Source organism: Pseudoalteromonas sp. NH0006-26 (genome assembly GCF_057552415.1).
The window spans coordinates 92,516-108,553 of record NZ_BAAJMJ010000008.1 but is presented as its reverse complement, the minus strand read 5'-3'; the positions used below and the strand labels follow the sequence as shown (position 1 = coordinate 108,553).

At 40.5% G+C, this 16,038-nt stretch carries 17 protein-coding genes; 6 read left to right on the top strand and 11 right to left on the bottom strand.

Annotated features, from left to right (window positions below; all coding sequences use genetic code 11):
* Window positions 1-183: 183 nt before the first annotated feature.
* Window positions 184-861: a nitroreductase family protein gene (locus tag AC27JR_RS13190; protein WP_372859013.1), complete on the top strand. Its 678-nt coding sequence runs from the start codon at window positions 184-186 to the stop codon at window positions 859-861.
* Window positions 862-975: 114 nt separating this feature from the next.
* Here AC27JR_RS13190 and AC27JR_RS13185 read toward each other — a convergent pair whose 3' ends face one another.
* Genes AC27JR_RS13185 through AC27JR_RS13175 form a run of 3 tightly spaced genes read right to left on the bottom strand, consistent with a single transcriptional unit; the run spans window position 976 to window position 5,616 of the window.
* Window positions 976-2,043 (bottom strand): efflux RND transporter periplasmic adaptor subunit, encoded by a 1,068-nt coding sequence (locus tag AC27JR_RS13185; protein WP_487173861.1) that lies wholly within the window; start codon window positions 2,041-2,043, stop codon window positions 976-978.
* Window positions 2,033-5,308 (bottom strand): efflux RND transporter permease subunit, encoded by a 3,276-nt coding sequence (locus AC27JR_RS13180; RefSeq protein ID WP_487173860.1) that lies wholly within the window; start codon window positions 5,306-5,308, stop codon window positions 2,033-2,035. The genes AC27JR_RS13185 and AC27JR_RS13180 overlap by 11 nt, the downstream gene beginning before the upstream one ends.
* Window positions 5,309-5,313: 5 nt before the next feature.
* Entirely contained in the window at window positions 5,314-5,616 is a 303-nt protein-coding gene (locus AC27JR_RS13175) for an ArsR/SmtB family transcription factor (protein WP_055012714.1), read from the bottom strand.
* 129 nt (window positions 5,617-5,745) lie between these two features.
* Between AC27JR_RS13175 and AC27JR_RS13170 the strand changes: the two genes are divergently transcribed.
* The 3 genes from AC27JR_RS13170 (at window position 5,746) to AC27JR_RS13160 (ending at window position 7,340) form a co-directional block, all read left to right on the top strand.
* A complete protein-coding gene (locus AC27JR_RS13170; RefSeq protein ID WP_010392474.1) occupies window positions 5,746-5,934 on the top strand; it encodes a YgaP family membrane protein in 189 nt (62 codons plus the stop codon).
* 5 nt (window positions 5,935-5,939) lie between these two features.
* Window positions 5,940-6,284: a rhodanese-like domain-containing protein gene (locus AC27JR_RS13165; RefSeq protein WP_008115421.1), complete on the top strand. Its 345-nt coding sequence runs from the start codon at window positions 5,940-5,942 to the stop codon at window positions 6,282-6,284.
* A 159-nt stretch (window positions 6,285-6,443) separates the two neighbouring features.
* A complete protein-coding gene (locus AC27JR_RS13160) occupies window positions 6,444-7,340 on the top strand; it encodes a hypothetical protein (RefSeq protein ID WP_487173859.1) in 897 nt (298 codons plus the stop codon).
* 105 nt (window positions 7,341-7,445) lie between these two features.
* On the opposite strand, the gene AC27JR_RS13155 is transcribed toward AC27JR_RS13160, so the two are convergent.
* From AC27JR_RS13155 to AC27JR_RS13140, 4 genes are all read right to left on the bottom strand, one after another.
* Complete coding sequence (locus tag AC27JR_RS13155; protein WP_487173858.1) at window positions 7,446-7,988, bottom strand: PH domain-containing protein; 543 nt, start codon at window positions 7,986-7,988, stop codon at window positions 7,446-7,448.
* A 77-nt stretch (window positions 7,989-8,065) separates the two neighbouring features.
* Window positions 8,066-8,683: a LysE family translocator gene (locus AC27JR_RS13150; RefSeq protein WP_055012716.1), complete on the bottom strand. Its 618-nt coding sequence runs from the start codon at window positions 8,681-8,683 to the stop codon at window positions 8,066-8,068.
* A gap of 9 nt (window positions 8,684-8,692) precedes the next feature.
* On the bottom strand, window positions 8,693-8,875 hold the full coding sequence (locus tag AC27JR_RS13145; protein ID WP_290167477.1) for a hypothetical protein: 183 nt from the start codon (window positions 8,873-8,875) through the stop codon (window positions 8,693-8,695).
* Window positions 8,876-8,889: 14 nt separating this feature from the next.
* Window positions 8,890-9,288 (bottom strand): DUF3224 domain-containing protein, encoded by a 399-nt coding sequence (locus tag AC27JR_RS13140; protein ID WP_487173857.1) that lies wholly within the window; start codon window positions 9,286-9,288, stop codon window positions 8,890-8,892.
* Between the two features lie 88 nt (window positions 9,289-9,376).
* Here AC27JR_RS13140 and AC27JR_RS13135 point away from each other — a divergent pair, with 88 nt between their 5' ends.
* Window positions 9,377-11,155, top strand: a complete 1,779-nt coding sequence (locus AC27JR_RS13135) for an ABC transporter transmembrane domain-containing protein (RefSeq protein ID WP_487173856.1) — start codon at window positions 9,377-9,379, stop codon at window positions 11,153-11,155.
* A 14-nt stretch (window positions 11,156-11,169) separates the two neighbouring features.
* On the opposite strand, the gene AC27JR_RS13130 is transcribed toward AC27JR_RS13135, so the two are convergent.
* Together AC27JR_RS13130 and AC27JR_RS13125 are read right to left on the bottom strand one after the other, a co-directional pair.
* Entirely contained in the window at window positions 11,170-11,835 is a 666-nt protein-coding gene (locus AC27JR_RS13130; RefSeq protein WP_487173855.1) for a hypothetical protein, read from the bottom strand.
* 95 nt (window positions 11,836-11,930) lie between these two features.
* A complete protein-coding gene (locus AC27JR_RS13125) occupies window positions 11,931-12,563 on the bottom strand; it encodes a YiaD family glycine zipper/OmpA-like lipoprotein (RefSeq protein ID WP_010392457.1) in 633 nt (210 codons plus the stop codon).
* A 183-nt stretch (window positions 12,564-12,746) separates the two neighbouring features.
* Between AC27JR_RS13125 and chrA the strand changes: the two genes are divergently transcribed.
* The gene (gene chrA, locus AC27JR_RS13120) at window positions 12,747-13,898 is read left to right on the top strand and encodes a chromate efflux transporter (RefSeq protein ID WP_487173854.1); all 1,152 of its coding nucleotides are present in this window, start codon (window positions 12,747-12,749) and stop codon (window positions 13,896-13,898) included.
* On the opposite strand, the gene AC27JR_RS13115 is transcribed toward chrA, so the two are convergent.
* Both AC27JR_RS13115 and AC27JR_RS13110 read right to left on the bottom strand, forming a co-directional pair.
* Window positions 13,858-15,117 carry a mechanosensitive ion channel family protein gene (locus tag AC27JR_RS13115; protein ID WP_055012721.1) on the bottom strand — a complete coding sequence of 420 codons (1,260 nt, stop codon included), beginning with the start codon at window positions 15,115-15,117 and terminating at the stop codon, window positions 13,858-13,860. The genes chrA and AC27JR_RS13115 overlap by 41 nt on opposite strands.
* Complete coding sequence (locus tag AC27JR_RS13110) at window positions 15,114-16,034, bottom strand: acetyltransferase (RefSeq protein ID WP_487173853.1); 921 nt, start codon at window positions 16,032-16,034, stop codon at window positions 15,114-15,116. Before AC27JR_RS13110 ends, AC27JR_RS13115 begins: the two co-directional genes overlap by 4 nt.
* Window positions 16,035-16,038: the final 4 nt, after the last annotated feature.

Below are 16,038 nucleotides of genomic sequence, written 5' to 3'. Positions count from 1 at the left end.
CAATTGCACCCTAAAACAGCTTACTTCATTGTTTTAGGGTACATATTAGGTTCACTTATCTATTGGCTAAGCCTTGCTATGTGATATAAATACTTTTGCTCAGCGCGGGTTTACAAACTTAAACAGATCAAGCCTTTACTGTAATTTTAAACCAAACACTCTAAAAATAAGAAGCGAACAGCCATGCAAGATCATAAAAGCCAATCATTAACCGATTTTATAGAATACCCGCCAGAGGAAATGCTCGCGCGTGCGAATGAGTTTTTACAAACTAGCCAACGCCGCCATAGTATTCGTAGCTTTAGTAACCGCCAGGTGCCAAAAGAAATCATCGAAACCTGTATAAAAGCGGCAGGTACAGCGCCTAGTGGCGCAAACCACCAGCCATGGCATTTTGTAGCCATTAATAGCGCAGATGTTAAAAAGCAAATACGAGAAGCCGCTGAAAAACTAGAGCGCTCATTTTATGAAGGTCGCGCAGGCGAAGAATGGCTTGATGCATTAAAACCTTTAGGCACCGATGCTAATAAACCCTATTTAGAACACGCACCATGGTTGATTGCAGTGTTTAGTCAAAAAAAGGGAGGTGTAAATACGGACGATAAAAACACTAATTACTATGTGCATGAATCAGTAGGGCTGGCCACTGGTTTTTTAATTCAAGCACTACACCGAGCAGGCCTTGCAACCTTGACCCACACGCCAAAACCAATGAGCTTTTTAACCGATATTTGTGGCCGTGATAAAGACAACGAACGTCCTTATATGCTATTAATTGCAGGCTACCCCGATGAGCATGCAACGGTGCCACTGCATGCACTTGATAAAAAGTCGCTGGATGAAATAGCCACTTTTATTTAACCTGAACTCTGATTAAGAGAATTACTAATACTTTGAATATAAATGATATTTATGTTTACTTTCTCTAGCGCTGGAAATAGCTGCTTGAGATAGATTTATTATCCAGAGTTCAAGTTATTTAGTTATTGGTTGATAATCCACTGCTATTTTATCGCCAGCTTTAAGACCCGTAATAATATGTTGCTGATTATCAATCTGCTCACCTAAGCGCACAAAACGACGCTCAATTTTGTCAGCTTTAATGACATACATCATACTGAGCTGTCCAAAGTCATGTATCCAATTAGGGTTAACAAGCACACCTTGGGTGTTTTCAAACGGTAAATGCAATTGTGCATATAACCCAGGGATCATCCCTGGCTGTGGTTCAATTTCTAGCCGGATCAGTAAGCTACGTGCAGCGTTATCAACGACTGGTACAATTTCACTGATATTTGCAAACGTTGTTAGATCGAGCGAAGGTAAACTCACGTTTAAACGATCGCCTAACTTAAGCTTTACTGCTTGTTGCTCTCGTACATTAAAAGCAAGTTGAAGTTGTTTTGGATTATAAAGCGTTAACAACGGTATGCCAGGCGAGGCTGTATCGCCAGGTTCGGCTAAACGCTCAACAACTACACCCGAGATTGGGGCTTTAATTTGCGTGTAATTAAGTGATACCTGCGCCTGGGTTTGCTGCTGTTTTGCTCCAGCTAAGTTGGCAGTTAAGTTATCAAATTTTGCTTTAGCATCATCAAGCTCACTCACTGGTACTAGCCCTTTTCCCTGTAACTCAGTTACTCTAATGAGTTGCTTTTTAGCTTGGTTTAATGAGGCTTGCACCGCATTAATATTTGCCTCACTTTGTGCCAGCAACGCTTTAAAGTCATCTTGCTTTAGGGTGATCAATAAGTCACCTTGACTAACCTTATCACCGGCACGCACTTTAAATTGCTTTACTTGTGCCATTACATTTGACGAAATTTGGGTGTTTTGTTTCGCAATTACACTCCCTGGTACATGCTCTGTTCGCGAAATAGTTTGCAGCTCAACAGTGACCACCTCACCTTGATATTGAGTAACTGGAATCTCTTTTAACCCTGCAGGCTGTTTATCACTAAAGCTACCGGCCATGTATAGCACTGCTACAATAACCACAACCAATGCACTGATTGCGCCAAAAATTTTTGATTTACCCTGCATGTGCTTCTTCCTCTGGGTTTGTAAACACTAAATAATAAACAAGCGGTACAACAAATAACGAAAACACGGTAGACGCGACGATGCCAAAAATAATTGCTATGGCTAATCCGCTAAATACTGGGTCAAGTGTGATCACTAAGTTACCTAACAAAGTAGTTCCGGCGGTTAATAATACTGGGCGCATTCGTACCGTCCCTGCAGCAATAAGTGCCTCTTTTATTGCCATCCCCTGAGCACGTGCTTGGTTAATAAATTCGACTAAAATAAGTGAATTACGTACTACAATACCTGCTAAGGCAATCATGCCTATCATCGCAGTAGCGGTAAATAATACCGGCTCAGGAGCCCCCGCTATGGTGCGTTCACCAAATTGATTGAGTAACCAAAACCCAGGCATAATACCAATCACAGTTAATGGAATAGCCGACATGATAATCAGCGATAAACTCGCCGACTGTGTTTGTACCCGTAAAATAATAAATATAGCACTGAGCGCAAAGGCAAAAGCAATGCCCATATCCCTAAACACATCAATGGTGATACGCCACTCACCTTCACCACTAAAGTTAACATCAGTTCCTTTCGGTAATTGCCATGGCGCGGTTCCGCCATTATTAAAAAAGTGCCGTGTTAACCACGCGTTTTTTTCAAACCCATGATCACTTGCGTTTAAATCGGCATTTACATCCGCAATAATCTCTGCAGGCGTGCGTCCATTTAGTTCCGCCATCACATAAATAACGTCACGCTGATCTTTACGCATTAGTGTGTCGGCCACGTTTAATGGTTTAAACTCTCCCAGCTCTGAAAGCGATACTAAAGGCCTTGGTGCACTTGTTATACCTAACTCATTACTGGTTTTAGCTAAGTCCCTATCCCCTCTTACTTGCAGCGCAAGTAATTGTGAAAGCTGATTACGTTCGCTATAAGGCAATTGTAATTGTATTGGAATCGGCTGAGTTTCATTGCTTACATACAACACACCAACCTGTTGTCCCTGCGAAGCAATACTGAGTGTTTCTGCAATATTTTGGGTAGCAACAGCACTGAGCGCTGCTTTGGTTTTATCCGTAATAAAGCGCTGTAATGGGGCTGGGGCAACTAAAGATGTGTCAACCTCAACAACATGAGGCTCTTGGCGCAAACGTGCAGCAACATGTTGAGCAGCCTGCCTATGGGTATGCTTATCAACAAAGGGATCACGATACACTTCAGCAACTAAAGTGCTCAATACCGGTGGCCCAGGTGGTACCTCGACCACTTTGATAACAATGCCATTTTTTGCTAAAGGAGCAAGTTGTTCGCGTAGCCGCATAACCACACCATGCGATTGATGATCTCGTGCTGATTTATCCACCAGCAATACTCTGAGCTCTGCTAAGTTAGCGGCTTCACGGCGATAATAACCACGCACCATGCCATTAAAATCCATACTGGAGGGGTGCCCAATATATGCGGCTATTTCACTTACTTCATTTAACTGCCATGTGAGGGTTTGAATCTGCTTAGTAAATGCAGCCGTGCTCTCTAGACTAGTACCCTCTGGCATATCTATAAGTACTTGCAGCTCATTTTTATTATCAAAAGGCAGGAGCTTTAATGGCACCAAGCGCATCACGGGTAACATGGCGCTGATAATAAACAATCCTAACGTTATCCATAGCACCCATTTAGCTCGCCCTTTTGAGGCAAGTAATGGACTGAGTAGTCTTTGGTATAAACCCGCTTTAGGTTCAAGATCAGGTTGTTCTAAGGTGTTTGGTTTAAGCAATTTCATTGCCAGCCAAGGAGTGACAAAAAAAGCTACCAAAGTAGACACCATGACACTAATGGGCACGTTAAACGCCATAGGTGCCATGTATGGCCCCATCATGCCGGTAATAAACGCCAGTGGAATAAACGCCACCATAATAGTGAGTGTAGACATAAGCAAGGCATTTCGAATTTCGCTCATTGCGCCAACAACATGCTGTTTTTTATTGCCTTTGTTATTTATAAAGCGGCTAATATTATCAATACCCGTGATAGGGTCGTCTACCAGTAAGCCTAATGATAAAATAAGCGCAAATAAGGTCACCCGGTTAATGGTGTAACCAAATGCAAAATCTAATGAGAGTGTAATGCCATAACAAATAGGAACCGCCAGTCCAACCACCACGGCAGGACGCCAACCTAAAAACACGCCAACAAATATCACCACAGTAAACACCGCAAACACTAAACTTGATGTGAGGTTATTTACTTTTTCATTCGCAGTTTGGCCATAATCTCTGAGCACTGTATGGCTAACTTCTGGTGGCAGTAAAGTATTTGCAAGTTCATTCATCATGGTATGAACATCATTTGCAACAGCAACCGCATTAGTCCCTGCTTGCTTAGCTACGCTTAAAGTAACCATAGGCAACTGCTGCTGATCAGTTGATTGCGCTAACCATTGGTAATGCTCAGTTTCACTAGGGCCATCGCTGACTGTTGCAATGTCCATCAAGTAAACACTTTTACCATTAACCACATTAACAACTAATTGCTCTACCGCTGATTGTGTTCTTAGTACATCACCTGCCTGAATTGCAATTTGCTGCTGATTATCAACCACACTCCCTACTTGAGTGAGTTGGTTTGATACATTTAATGCGTAAAAAACATCGTTTACCGTGGTTTGATGGGCAGCCAGTGCGCTGGCATTTAAATTAATGGTAAGAGTGCGTGTACGCCCTGAAATTACTTTAACTTCACTGGTATGCTCAATGCGTTGTAAATTATTAGCAATTTCGTTAGCAAAACGGGTTAGTTCGTAATCACCATAGAGTTGCGGGTCTTTACTGTAGAGACCTAACATCACAATCGGCACGTCATCTACTTCTATTGGGCGAATTTGCCAACTTTTGATCACCGATGCCATTGTATGCTGATAACTATTTAATTTTGCATAGGTATCTAAAATAGCTTGTTCGCGGTTGTGCCCTACTTCAAAACGCAGCGTAACCACTGTACTGTTAGTTTGTGTGGTTGAGTAAATATGCTCAACTCCCACCAGCTGAGCCAGTAACTTCTCGAGCGGTTGTGTTACTAACCTAGCGACTTCAGGCGCCTCAACGTTAGGTGCTGATACATAAATATCGAGCATGGGCACAGTAATTTGCGGCTCTTCTTCTCGAGGTGTTTGATTTAGTGCAAATACCCCAAGTAACAAAGACATCACAAAAATAACAATCGGAATGCGACCACTTAAACTACTTTTTACCGCATTGTCTATTAAGCTCATCGCACTTAGCCCTTACAGAATAACCCATACAAGGTACCAAGCAGAGCGACTGCATTTTCATCAATGACACGATAATAAATTGTTTGGCTCTCGCGGCGCGTAGCCACAATGTTTGCTTTACGCAACGCTGCTAAGTGCTGAGATAACGCAGACTGCGCTAATGGCACGGCTTCATTGAGCTGAGATACGCTCATTTCTGAATCTTGCAAAGAACATAAAATCATCAAGCGATTTTTATTGGCTAAAATTTTTAATAGCTGCTCGGCTTGTTCTACATTGCCGGCCATGGCAGTAAAGTCAATATTCATACTATGCTCTTATTCTAAAATAGAGTCTGAGTATAAGACGTTAGATTAGAAAAGTCTAATATTAGATTTTACTAATATAGATAAATCTAATATAGTGACTGTACTGAACTAAATAACTGGCCTACTATAATGAAGCTAAATAACGCACTCAGACTAATCGCTGGCATAATGATTATTGTGTCGCTTTTATTGCAAACTTATCACGATCCTAAGTGGATTTACTTTACAGCTTTTATCGCAGTAAATTTAATTCAATCAGCTTTTACTAGCTGGTGCCCAATGATCACTCTATTACGCAAACTTGGCTTTAAGGAATAAACACCATGCTTACCCCTATTCCCGATTTACTAAAAATAATTACTCCTAATCAGCGTCGTATTGATGCCGAACAAGCAAAGAAAGAGCTTGAGCAAAATAAAGGATTGTTGATTGATGTACGAGAACCCGCTGAACATGCCACCAAAGCAGCTATAGGCGCTATAAACATTCCTCGCGGATTACTTGAAATGAAGCTAATGGAAATAGAAAAAGACGCAGCCCGTCCTATTTATTTACATTGCGCTAGTGGTGCACGCGCAACATTAAGTGCTGAAGCGCTGACACGCGTAGGCTACGAAAACGTGACAGTTATTACCTGTAAAGCAGAAGATGTTTGTCAGGCATTTTAAATGCTAAGAATTAAATTACTCGGCGATCAACCGATCGCTGAGCTTTGTAACATAATCCAAATTAGAGAATTACAATGCTCAATTAAAATCAAAGATTGAAATTAATAAACTTAAAAGCTAGTGTATATAAAAAAGGAACACTCGTCTAAGGAAGACTTTATGAAAAAAGTTGCAGCTTTATTATTTTTACTCGGCATTGCTCACTCTGTAAATGCTGATGACAGCATAACCTTAATGGTATGTGAAGATTGTAATAATGACAGAGCCTCTGAACTAGCAAAAAGCTATGCACCATTAACTCAATGCAACACTACACTCTCTAATCAAAAAGCAGCGATTGCTGATCAAACATGTGATTCCAATCCGCATAAAGTTATTATTGTGGATGTCTCTGGTAACAACCATTCTGCATTTTTTGTAGGAAATCATAGTAAAAATGGGTCAGGTAAATATACAGAAGCTACGATATTAAATAAAAATGATCTGATTGCTATATCTAAACAAAAAGCAATTGATGAGCGTTTCTCAACATTTAAACACACTCTTCAGACTGAACTAGGCCTAATGTCATTTCATCAAATAAGTCAGCTTTCTCCTCTAGATAGACAAAACAACTGCCCCTCCCATATAAATAGTGCAGTAAAGGCTGTATTTGAAGAATATACATCATCACGAATTCAAAACTGGGTAAATCATAAAGTTGAAAAGAATATTAAAAACCCTGATAGCTTTTTTACATCAAAACCGATCATAGTTGGTGAAACCTTGTATCGGAATCCATGGAGTGAAATAAGTAAGAATTTAAATTTAGAAGTAAACCTTAACAACGGGAGCGACACGCAATACCGTGTTATTTTTTTAGCAAAGTGGATAAAAGAGCTAGGTGCGTTCACTTTATCGGTAAACCCTTATTTAACTTATTTAGACGGTATTGCATTAAATCACTTTAAAATATCGGCACCATCAATCTCCCATTGCTTAGAAAGTGCTCTAGATAAAAACCTGTCATCATCAATATCTTCATATATTTCGAATACTAATACTGAAGATACCTAGGATTAGCATGTTGTAGGCATCATCGGATGATGCCTACAAATAAACAAGCCAAAAAGTAATCTCTACTTAACCATATTCCATTAACTCCCTATTTAAATGACCTGATCATCTTTTTTCTTCAAGGAGTGTAACTAGCATTTGTTCGATATTTTTCACACTGTAGGCCAGCGAGCGAATAAGTTCGACTTGGCTTTGTGGCTCGTCTTGTTTTGCTTGAACGGGTTGTTCTGCCGTGAGGTTATCTTTTTGCGTTAAAATGGCTTCACGAAATCCACTGGCGTCAACTACCCCAAGTAACGATACCAACGCACCGTGACCAGACTGCCCTGCTGTTTCAAAACTTAAACGGTATAAGCCAAATAGGCGCATTAGCGGCCCCTGACTCAACCCGACATCAGTGATTTTTTCTAGTGGAATCGATTTTTCTTCTTTAAATAAAATACCGCGCTTCACCACTAGCTTGCGCTCTAGTAAATCGGCCGACATAGCGGCTAATACTCGACTTGCGACTAACCACACTAAAAGTAATACAACGGGTAAAAGCACAATAGTTACAACTGGAAAAAGGCTAAATATTGCAGCTAAACACATCCAGTACTGTTTGACTTTGTTATCAAAAGTAGCACTTTTTAAAATTATATTAGACATCGTTTTATCACTTTTAAATTATAGTTTTTTTAAGTTACATTAATTACCAACTGTACGCAATTCAATCAATTTGATAGTTAAAATCCAATAACCACTTTAATCGCAAGCGCGATAAATACCGCACCTAACAGCCTATCTAACCAGATATTTTGCTTAGTAAAACCAAAGCGCTTTTTAGACACCTCAGTAAGTAAAGCCACCAATAAATACCAGCCGGTATCTATCACAAAAACCGTTAAGCACATAATAACGCCAATATTTAAAGTAAGGTTCTCTGGGTCGATAAATTGTGAAAATAACGCCAAAAAGAAAATTGCTAGTTTGGGGTTTAAAAATGCAATGGCAAAGCCATCTTGTAACGCCTTAGAGCTGCTCATGTCGCTTTGCTGAATGTTTAGCTCGCTGTCGTTGGGCTTTGAAAATAGTATTTTCAAACCTAAATATGCTAAATAGGCTGCCCCTAAATACACTAAAAATTGGTACACAGTAGGAAATTGCAACATCAATGCACCTAATCCCAACAGTGAAGCTGCGGCATATAAGCCCACTCCAAAACCATGGCTTAATGCTGCCAGCATGCCATTTTTCATACCACCGCTTAAGCTATGTTTTAATACCACAGCTAAACTGGGCCCGGGAGACATTGCCCCCATCATGCACACCAGTGCTAAGCTCAACCATAATGATAACGCCATTAATAACCCTTATATTTCTTCATTTTCAATAAGTAATGCATAACCATGCACCTGGCCATAAAAGCCTGTCAATGGCACTGCGTTTATTACTTTCCAGCCATCTTGGTTTAATTCCAGTATGCGATCATTTAGTGCGGCTATATCTACCCCACCCAAAAAACGGGCCTTTCTGAATTCGATTACTTTTTGCATTATAAATACCTGCTTTATAGGCTGTATTCAAAATCGTAATGATGAATCCCTTGCTCAATCCGTATTTTCATACTGCCAGTTAGTCCTGCTAGCTCATCAGTGCCTGATTCGGGTACAACTTTTAAAATTAAGCTGTCTTGGCCTTTATCCATAATACCAAAATGCTGCAGTACAAAACTGCCTTTCTTGCCCTCAAGCTCGCCCATCACTTGCTCTATTGCAACATAACCAGCGCTACCTTGGGTGGGAGTCATGGCGCTAAGCATTTCGCCTTGGCTAGTTGCCGTTAAGCTACCAGTAAATTGTTTATCAATCGACATCCGACCTAAATTAACGCCTTGCTGCCCATGTGCATACCCTTCTATAGGCGCTAATGTAACGGTAAACTCGCCTGTTATCTGTTTAGTTGTCATAATTTTTCCCTATTGATGATTTTTAATACTATTGATTTTTAATCTATTGATGCCATATCTATACCTTAATCATCAATAAGAATCTACTATGCCTACAGACAAGCCTGCTTCAGATAAAGCCGCCTTTAGCGCTTTATTCCCTATATTCAATTTTATTAAGCCTTATAAATGGGTGGTTTTAGGCGCTCTAGTAGCATTACTTGCCACCGCAGGGGTTAATTTATCGCTAGGCCAAGGCGTTAAGTTTGTGATTGATCATGGCTTTATTGCCGGCTCGCAAGCGCAATTACAACAAGCTGTTTTGGTATTAATTGGCTTGATCAGTTTATTGGCAGTGGGTACATTCAGCCGATTTTATTTAATGTCGTGGATTGGCGAACGAGTCAGTAATGACATTAGAAAAGCTGTATTCAATCGTATTGTTACCTTGCATCCGAGTTATTTTGAAGAAAACCGCAGTGGCGAGCTGATGTCGCGACTCACCACCGACACTACCTTATTACAATCTATTATCGGCTCATCATTTTCTATGGCGCTGCGAAGCGCGCTAATGTTAGTCGGTGGTTTAATTATGCTACTTGTTACTAATTTAAAGCTTACCTTAGTCGTCGTGGCCTGCGTCCCTTTAGTACTGGTGCCTATGTTGGTTTTTGGTAAAAAGGTACGCAAACTTGCAAGTTCTAGCCAAGATGCGATTGCAGATATCAGCACCTATGCTGGTGAGATCATTCAAAACATAAAAGTGGTACAGAGTTATAGCCATGAACAGCAAGAGCAATCTGCTTTTGCTAATGAAACTGAAAAGGCCTTTAACGTTGCCAAAAGCCGCATTAAACAGCGCTCGTTTTTAATTGCAGCAGTTATTTTTCTTACCTTTAGTGCTATTAGTGCCATGCTCTGGGTAGGCGGTAGTGATGTGCTCGCAGGCGCTATGACGGGCGGTGAACTCGGTGCTTTTGTGTTTTATGCCATTATGGTGGCCATGTCGGTTGCCACCGTCGCAGAGGTTTACGGTGAATTACAACGCGCCGCAGGAGCAGCAGCAAGGTTACTCGAGCTACTTGCGGTTGAAAGTAAAATACAAAATCCCGAAATTCCACAAGATGATCAGTTACATGCAACAACAAGTAACAGTGCAATTTCACTTGAAGGTATTAGTTTTAATTACCCTTCTCGCCCAGATGTAAGCGCATTAAATAATATCAGTTTAAATATTGAAACAGGTAAAACCGTGGCTATTGTTGGCCCTTCAGGTGCCGGTAAAACCACCTTGTTTGAACTGTTACAGCGCTTTTATGACCCTGCCAGCGGAACAATTAAATTTCATAATATAAATATTAAAGAGTTGTCGTTAAACACCTTACGCAACAAAATGGGGATGGTGGCACAAAACCCGATTTTATTTAGCTCTGATGTCATGCATAACATTCGCTATGGCAACCCAAGCGCCAGTGACGAGCAAGTTTATGCAGCCGCCAAACATGCCCATGCTGATGAATTTATAAAACAGTTACCACAAGGCTATAACAGCTTTTTAGGTGAGCAAGGTGTTAGGCTTTCGGGTGGGCAAAAGCAGCGTATTGTACTTGCCCGCGCCATTTTAAAAGATCCCGAAATACTGCTACTCGATGAGGCTACCAGCGCGCTTGATGCGCAAAGCGAGCATCATGTTCAGGCCGCACTTGAACACTTAATGCAAAATAGAACAACGCTGATTATTGCCCATAGACTGGCCACGGTAAAACATGCCGATATGATTGTGGTAATGGAAAACGGCGAAATAAAAGCTACAGGCACTCATCAGCAATTAATGGCAAATAACCCTTTGTATCAAAAACTATGTGAATTACAGTTTAATTTAGATTGATTGCATTTTAGTTGCTACTTCTTTTTGAGCCATTTATTCATTGCGGTATCGTAAGCCTCAGTTAGCTTAGTTTTATCGCACTTTACACCAGCTATGTAACTATCGGGCAAGTCATTTTTTGGCATAACCCCAGCACCAACGGATACCTTTCTAAAACAGCTATCACCTCGTCGATAAGTGGTAAATTGCATATTTTGCTGCTCTATTTTTAATAGTGGCTTTACCTTGCCTGCATGCTCTTTTGAAACTGTAATACGCTTTTTCTGAGGGTCACTCTTTGCAGTATCAGAATAGCCAGTTTGTTGCTGTAAAATACTGTTGAGTCCTTTGTTTAAATCGATCTTTTTATAAGGCTTTAAAATTACAGGCTGAGTATTTTTCGTGATGGTATTTAGCGGCTTAGTCGTTTTCTCTGTTTTTTTATAATTAATATTTAGTGGTTTTGATTGGGTTGCATTGTCAGGCTCAATTGAGTTGATTTCTGAATTCACATTTTTGTTAGCGCGTTGTTGAGGGGGTTGTTGTATTGCTTTAATTTTGGCAGGCACACTTACCATATAAGCTTTAATTGGGGTTGATTGTGGCGGCTTTATTTTAGGTGCTTTTAATGAGGCAACAAAAAACAAAACTAATCCATGTAAACATACCGATAAAATAATTGCCGTGCGCCACGCTGCCATAAATATGTCCTTATCGAAGAACTATTTGTGACAGCTAACGCAGGCAAAAGTGCCATTAAAATATACAAAACCACGCATTTGCGCGGTTTTAGCTATTAACCTTGTGTATTAGGCACTATTTGAATTTCGACGCGGCGGTTTTGCGCGCGACCATTCGCGGTATCGTTAGTGGCAATTGGGCGTGATTCACCAAAGCCGCTCGTGCTTACTCGTGCAGCCATAATTTGTTGGTTTACTAGGTAATTTTTTACACTTTGTGCACGCTGCTCTGAAAGAGTCATGTTGTAACTATCTTTGCCCGTGCTGTCGGTGTGACCTTCAACACTTAAGTAGGTTTTTTCGTATTTATTCATTACACTTGCTATCGCATTTAGAGTGTCATGAAAGCCCGATGAAATATAAGATTGATCAGTCGCAAACGTAATATTAGAGGGCATCACTAAGCGTAAGTTATCACCTTCACGTACCACTTCAACTCCCGAACCTGCTAGTTCATCACGAAAAGCAGCCTCTTGTTTATCCATGTAATCACCTACAGCTGCACCCGCTAGCGCACCAATAGCTGCACCAATAAAAATACGTTTATCTTTGTGGTTACCTGTAGCTTTACCTAAAATTCCCCCTGCTGCAGCACCAATCGCGGCGCCTTTACCTGTGTTATTCATTTCACAGCCAGAAAGTAATACAGCAACGACAGTGACACTTAAAAGTGATTTAGTTAACATCATGGTAATTTCCTATTCATTAGAATTTATTATTGCGATTATGCAAACATTTGTATGAACCAAAAATGAAGAGTAACGTAAAACACGTATTATTACTTACTTCATACGGACTAATGATAGCATTTCATAAAAATGTCATACTTATTTGTGACACTTTAATGATTTATCAAAAAGGCGATGGCCACTATGTTAATTGCGATTTTTAGACAGTTTTTTTTGCTTGGCTGCATGAGTTTTGGCGGCCCTGCCGCCCATTTAGGTTACTTTAAACATCACTTTGTTGATTCGCTGCGCTGGTTAAGTATCAGTCGCTATTCACAGCTAATAAGCCTCAGCCAAGCTCTGCCTGGCCCTGGATCTAGTCAGGTTAGCTTTGCAATTGGAGTAGAGCGTGCAGGTGTAATCGGTGGTATCACCGCATTTATTGGTTTTACCTTGCCTTCTTTTTTAATAATGACACTGCTTGCTATTAGTGCTCACCAATTTGACGCCGTTTATTTTGCTGTGATCACCGGATTGAAGCTATTTGCCGTAGTAATTGTTGCCGATGCGACCCTTAGTATGGCCAAAAGCTTTTGCAGCAATCTAATCCTTAAGCTAATTGCAGTTATAAGCACCCTAGCTCTTATTCTACTGCCGATGTTAAGTACACAAATTATTATTTTACTTATTGCAGCCGCAATCGGCGCTATCTGGCCACTCTTAAAATTAAGTGATTTATCACAGCAAACTAGTAGTGAACAGGGAAAAGTTAACTGGGTTGCACTTAGTTTGTTTGCGCTACTACTTGGAGTTAGCTTTATTCCAATAGGGCAAGAATTTGCGTTATTTGCGCCTTTTTACCAAGCTGGTGCTATGGTATTTGGTGGCGGGCATGTTGTGTTGCCAGTACTTCAAGCGGGTGTGCCAACGTTAAGTGATGATCAATTTTTAACGGCCTACGCCAGTGCTCAGGCTATACCTGGGCCTATGTTTACAATAGCCACCTACTTAGGCGCACAGCTAAATACCGAGCAGCCAATAATGGGCGCAATCATAGCTACATTATTGATATTTACCCCAGGGTTTTTACTGATGTTGGCATTTCAGAAAAGCTGGATTAATTTAGCCAGTAAGCCCCGCTTTGCCAGCTCAATTGCCGCGCTTAATGCCGCCGTGGTTGGCTTTTTAGCTGCAGCATTGTATTCGCCCATTTGGACTTCAGCTATAAATAGTGTGTGGCATATTGCATTAGTGATTGCTGCATTTGCGTGGCTACGTATGAAAAAGCCACCTATTTGGTGGCTATTATTATTGTTTATTGGTGTTGGCCTTGGACAGCATTATTGGGCACTTTAATACTAGGTTTGCCCGCCATATTCACCCCGTCTGCTGGGCTTAACTGCCCACTGACACTTTGATAAGCGCGCAGTCCAAACACCGGTAATACGGCCAGTAAATGATCCATAATTTCAGCTTGTAAATGCTCGTACGATATCCAACGTTTGTCTTCACTAAAGCAGTAAAACTCAATCGGGAGGCCATGGTTAAGCGGTTGTAGTTCACGCACCATGAGTGTGAGCGAGGTATTGATTTTACTGTGTTGCTTTAAGTAACCCTCTGCATAGCGACGAAATAACCCTAAGTTAGACACCGGATCGGGAAGTGTGCCTAGTCGAATATATTCTTGCAGTGGTATTGCCGCTTCTATTTGCGCTTTAAAATCATCATCAACTAAAAAGATGCTGTTCATATCAATGTTTAAAGAACGTTTAATACGTCGCCCACCAGACTCCTGCATACCACGCCAGTTTTTAAATGAACCGGCCACCAGCATATAAGTGGGTATAGTCGTTATGGTGTTGTCCCAGTTACGCACTTTTACAGTATTAAGTCCTAAATCAATTACTTCGCCATCGGCGCCGTAGTTATCTACTTGGATCCAGTCCCCATAGGTCACTAAACGATTAGCGGCAATTTGAATGCTGGCGACAAAACCTAATATGGTGTCTTTAAATACTAATAAAGTAACAGCGGCGATCGCACCAAAACCAGAGAGAATATAAGTCGGCGATTTTTCAAGCACAATACTAACAATTAATATTGAACACACAATAAAGGTGATCAGCTTCACTACTTGAATTAGCCCTTGAATAGGCACTTCGCGGGCAAAGTCTAGTTGGTTATAAATAGCGCCAGCAATGCTCACTATGCTGCTAATAATAAAACCTATATAAATAATTAATAATGCTTGGCCAATGGTTTTAAGGATCTCTTGGGCAATTTCATTAACGGGGTAAACACTATCAAATGTGGCTAAAAAAAGTACACAGCATAACAAGCAAGCAATTCGTTTATTCAGCTTGGTCAACATAGGTGACAATGAACCAATACGCTCAGGAGAGAGTTTAGTCACCACCTTTTGAATACCCGGTAACATTAAGCGACGGGTAAATAAGTAAACAAATAATAACGAAAGGATGCCAATGGATGAGGCCGTGATTGCGCTGAGAAAAAAAGCATCGGGGACTTTTTCAAACCAAGGAGTAATTAGCTCCTGTAGGTGTGTTTTGGTCATGGTATTTCAATTTCCTTACTGGGAGTTAATTCAGTACTAGCTTGCTGAATATGAATAGCGCTTAATTGCTTATCTTTTATTGTCCATAAATTATTTAAATATTGCTGAAATTCGGCTCTAAATGCGTGATCTGTTTGATAACTGCCAATCATCTGTGTATTTATTGGCATCACCTCAATTGTAATATTAATAGACTCTAGTTCGCCTTTTAAAATATTACGACACACATGATCTGACTTACCGCTATACACTAAACTAGTGTTAAGCATAGCGTCAAATTGCTCGTTTAAAACTTCTAAGGCAAAAGCAGTTCCACCAGCCTTAGGCTTTAATAAATGCTGAAAAGGGCTTTGTTGATGCTTATGCTTTTGCGCAGTAAAACGTGTACCTTCTACAAAATTAACTATGGTTGTAGGATGATGACGAAAGTTACGGCAACTGCGCTTAGTGCGCTCGACATCTAAGCCTTTTAAATTGGGATTTTTAGCCAATTGCGCTTTGCTCACCCGTTTCATAAAGGGCATACCCATTGCCCACGCACCAGTGCCTATAAATGGCACGTACTTAAGCTCATCTTTTAAAAAAAACTTAGGAGCTGGTAATGCATTTAACGAGCTTAATACCGCAATATCAAGCCAGCTAATATGATTACTGATTAGCAAATACCAACTATTGGCATTCACCTCCCCACTAATATTAACTTTAATATCATTACAGCCTAGCCATAGCCCTAAGCGGTTACCTTTACACCACCCCTTGTACGCACTGTGTAATAATTTACTTACTACGGGTATGGGCAAAACCAATTTAACTAACCCTAGGATAAGTACTAATGCGCCAAATATTATTAAATTAGCGAATAAAACACAGCCAACAATTAAGCCATTTAACCAATTAGGTAACCATTTTTTTAGCATAACT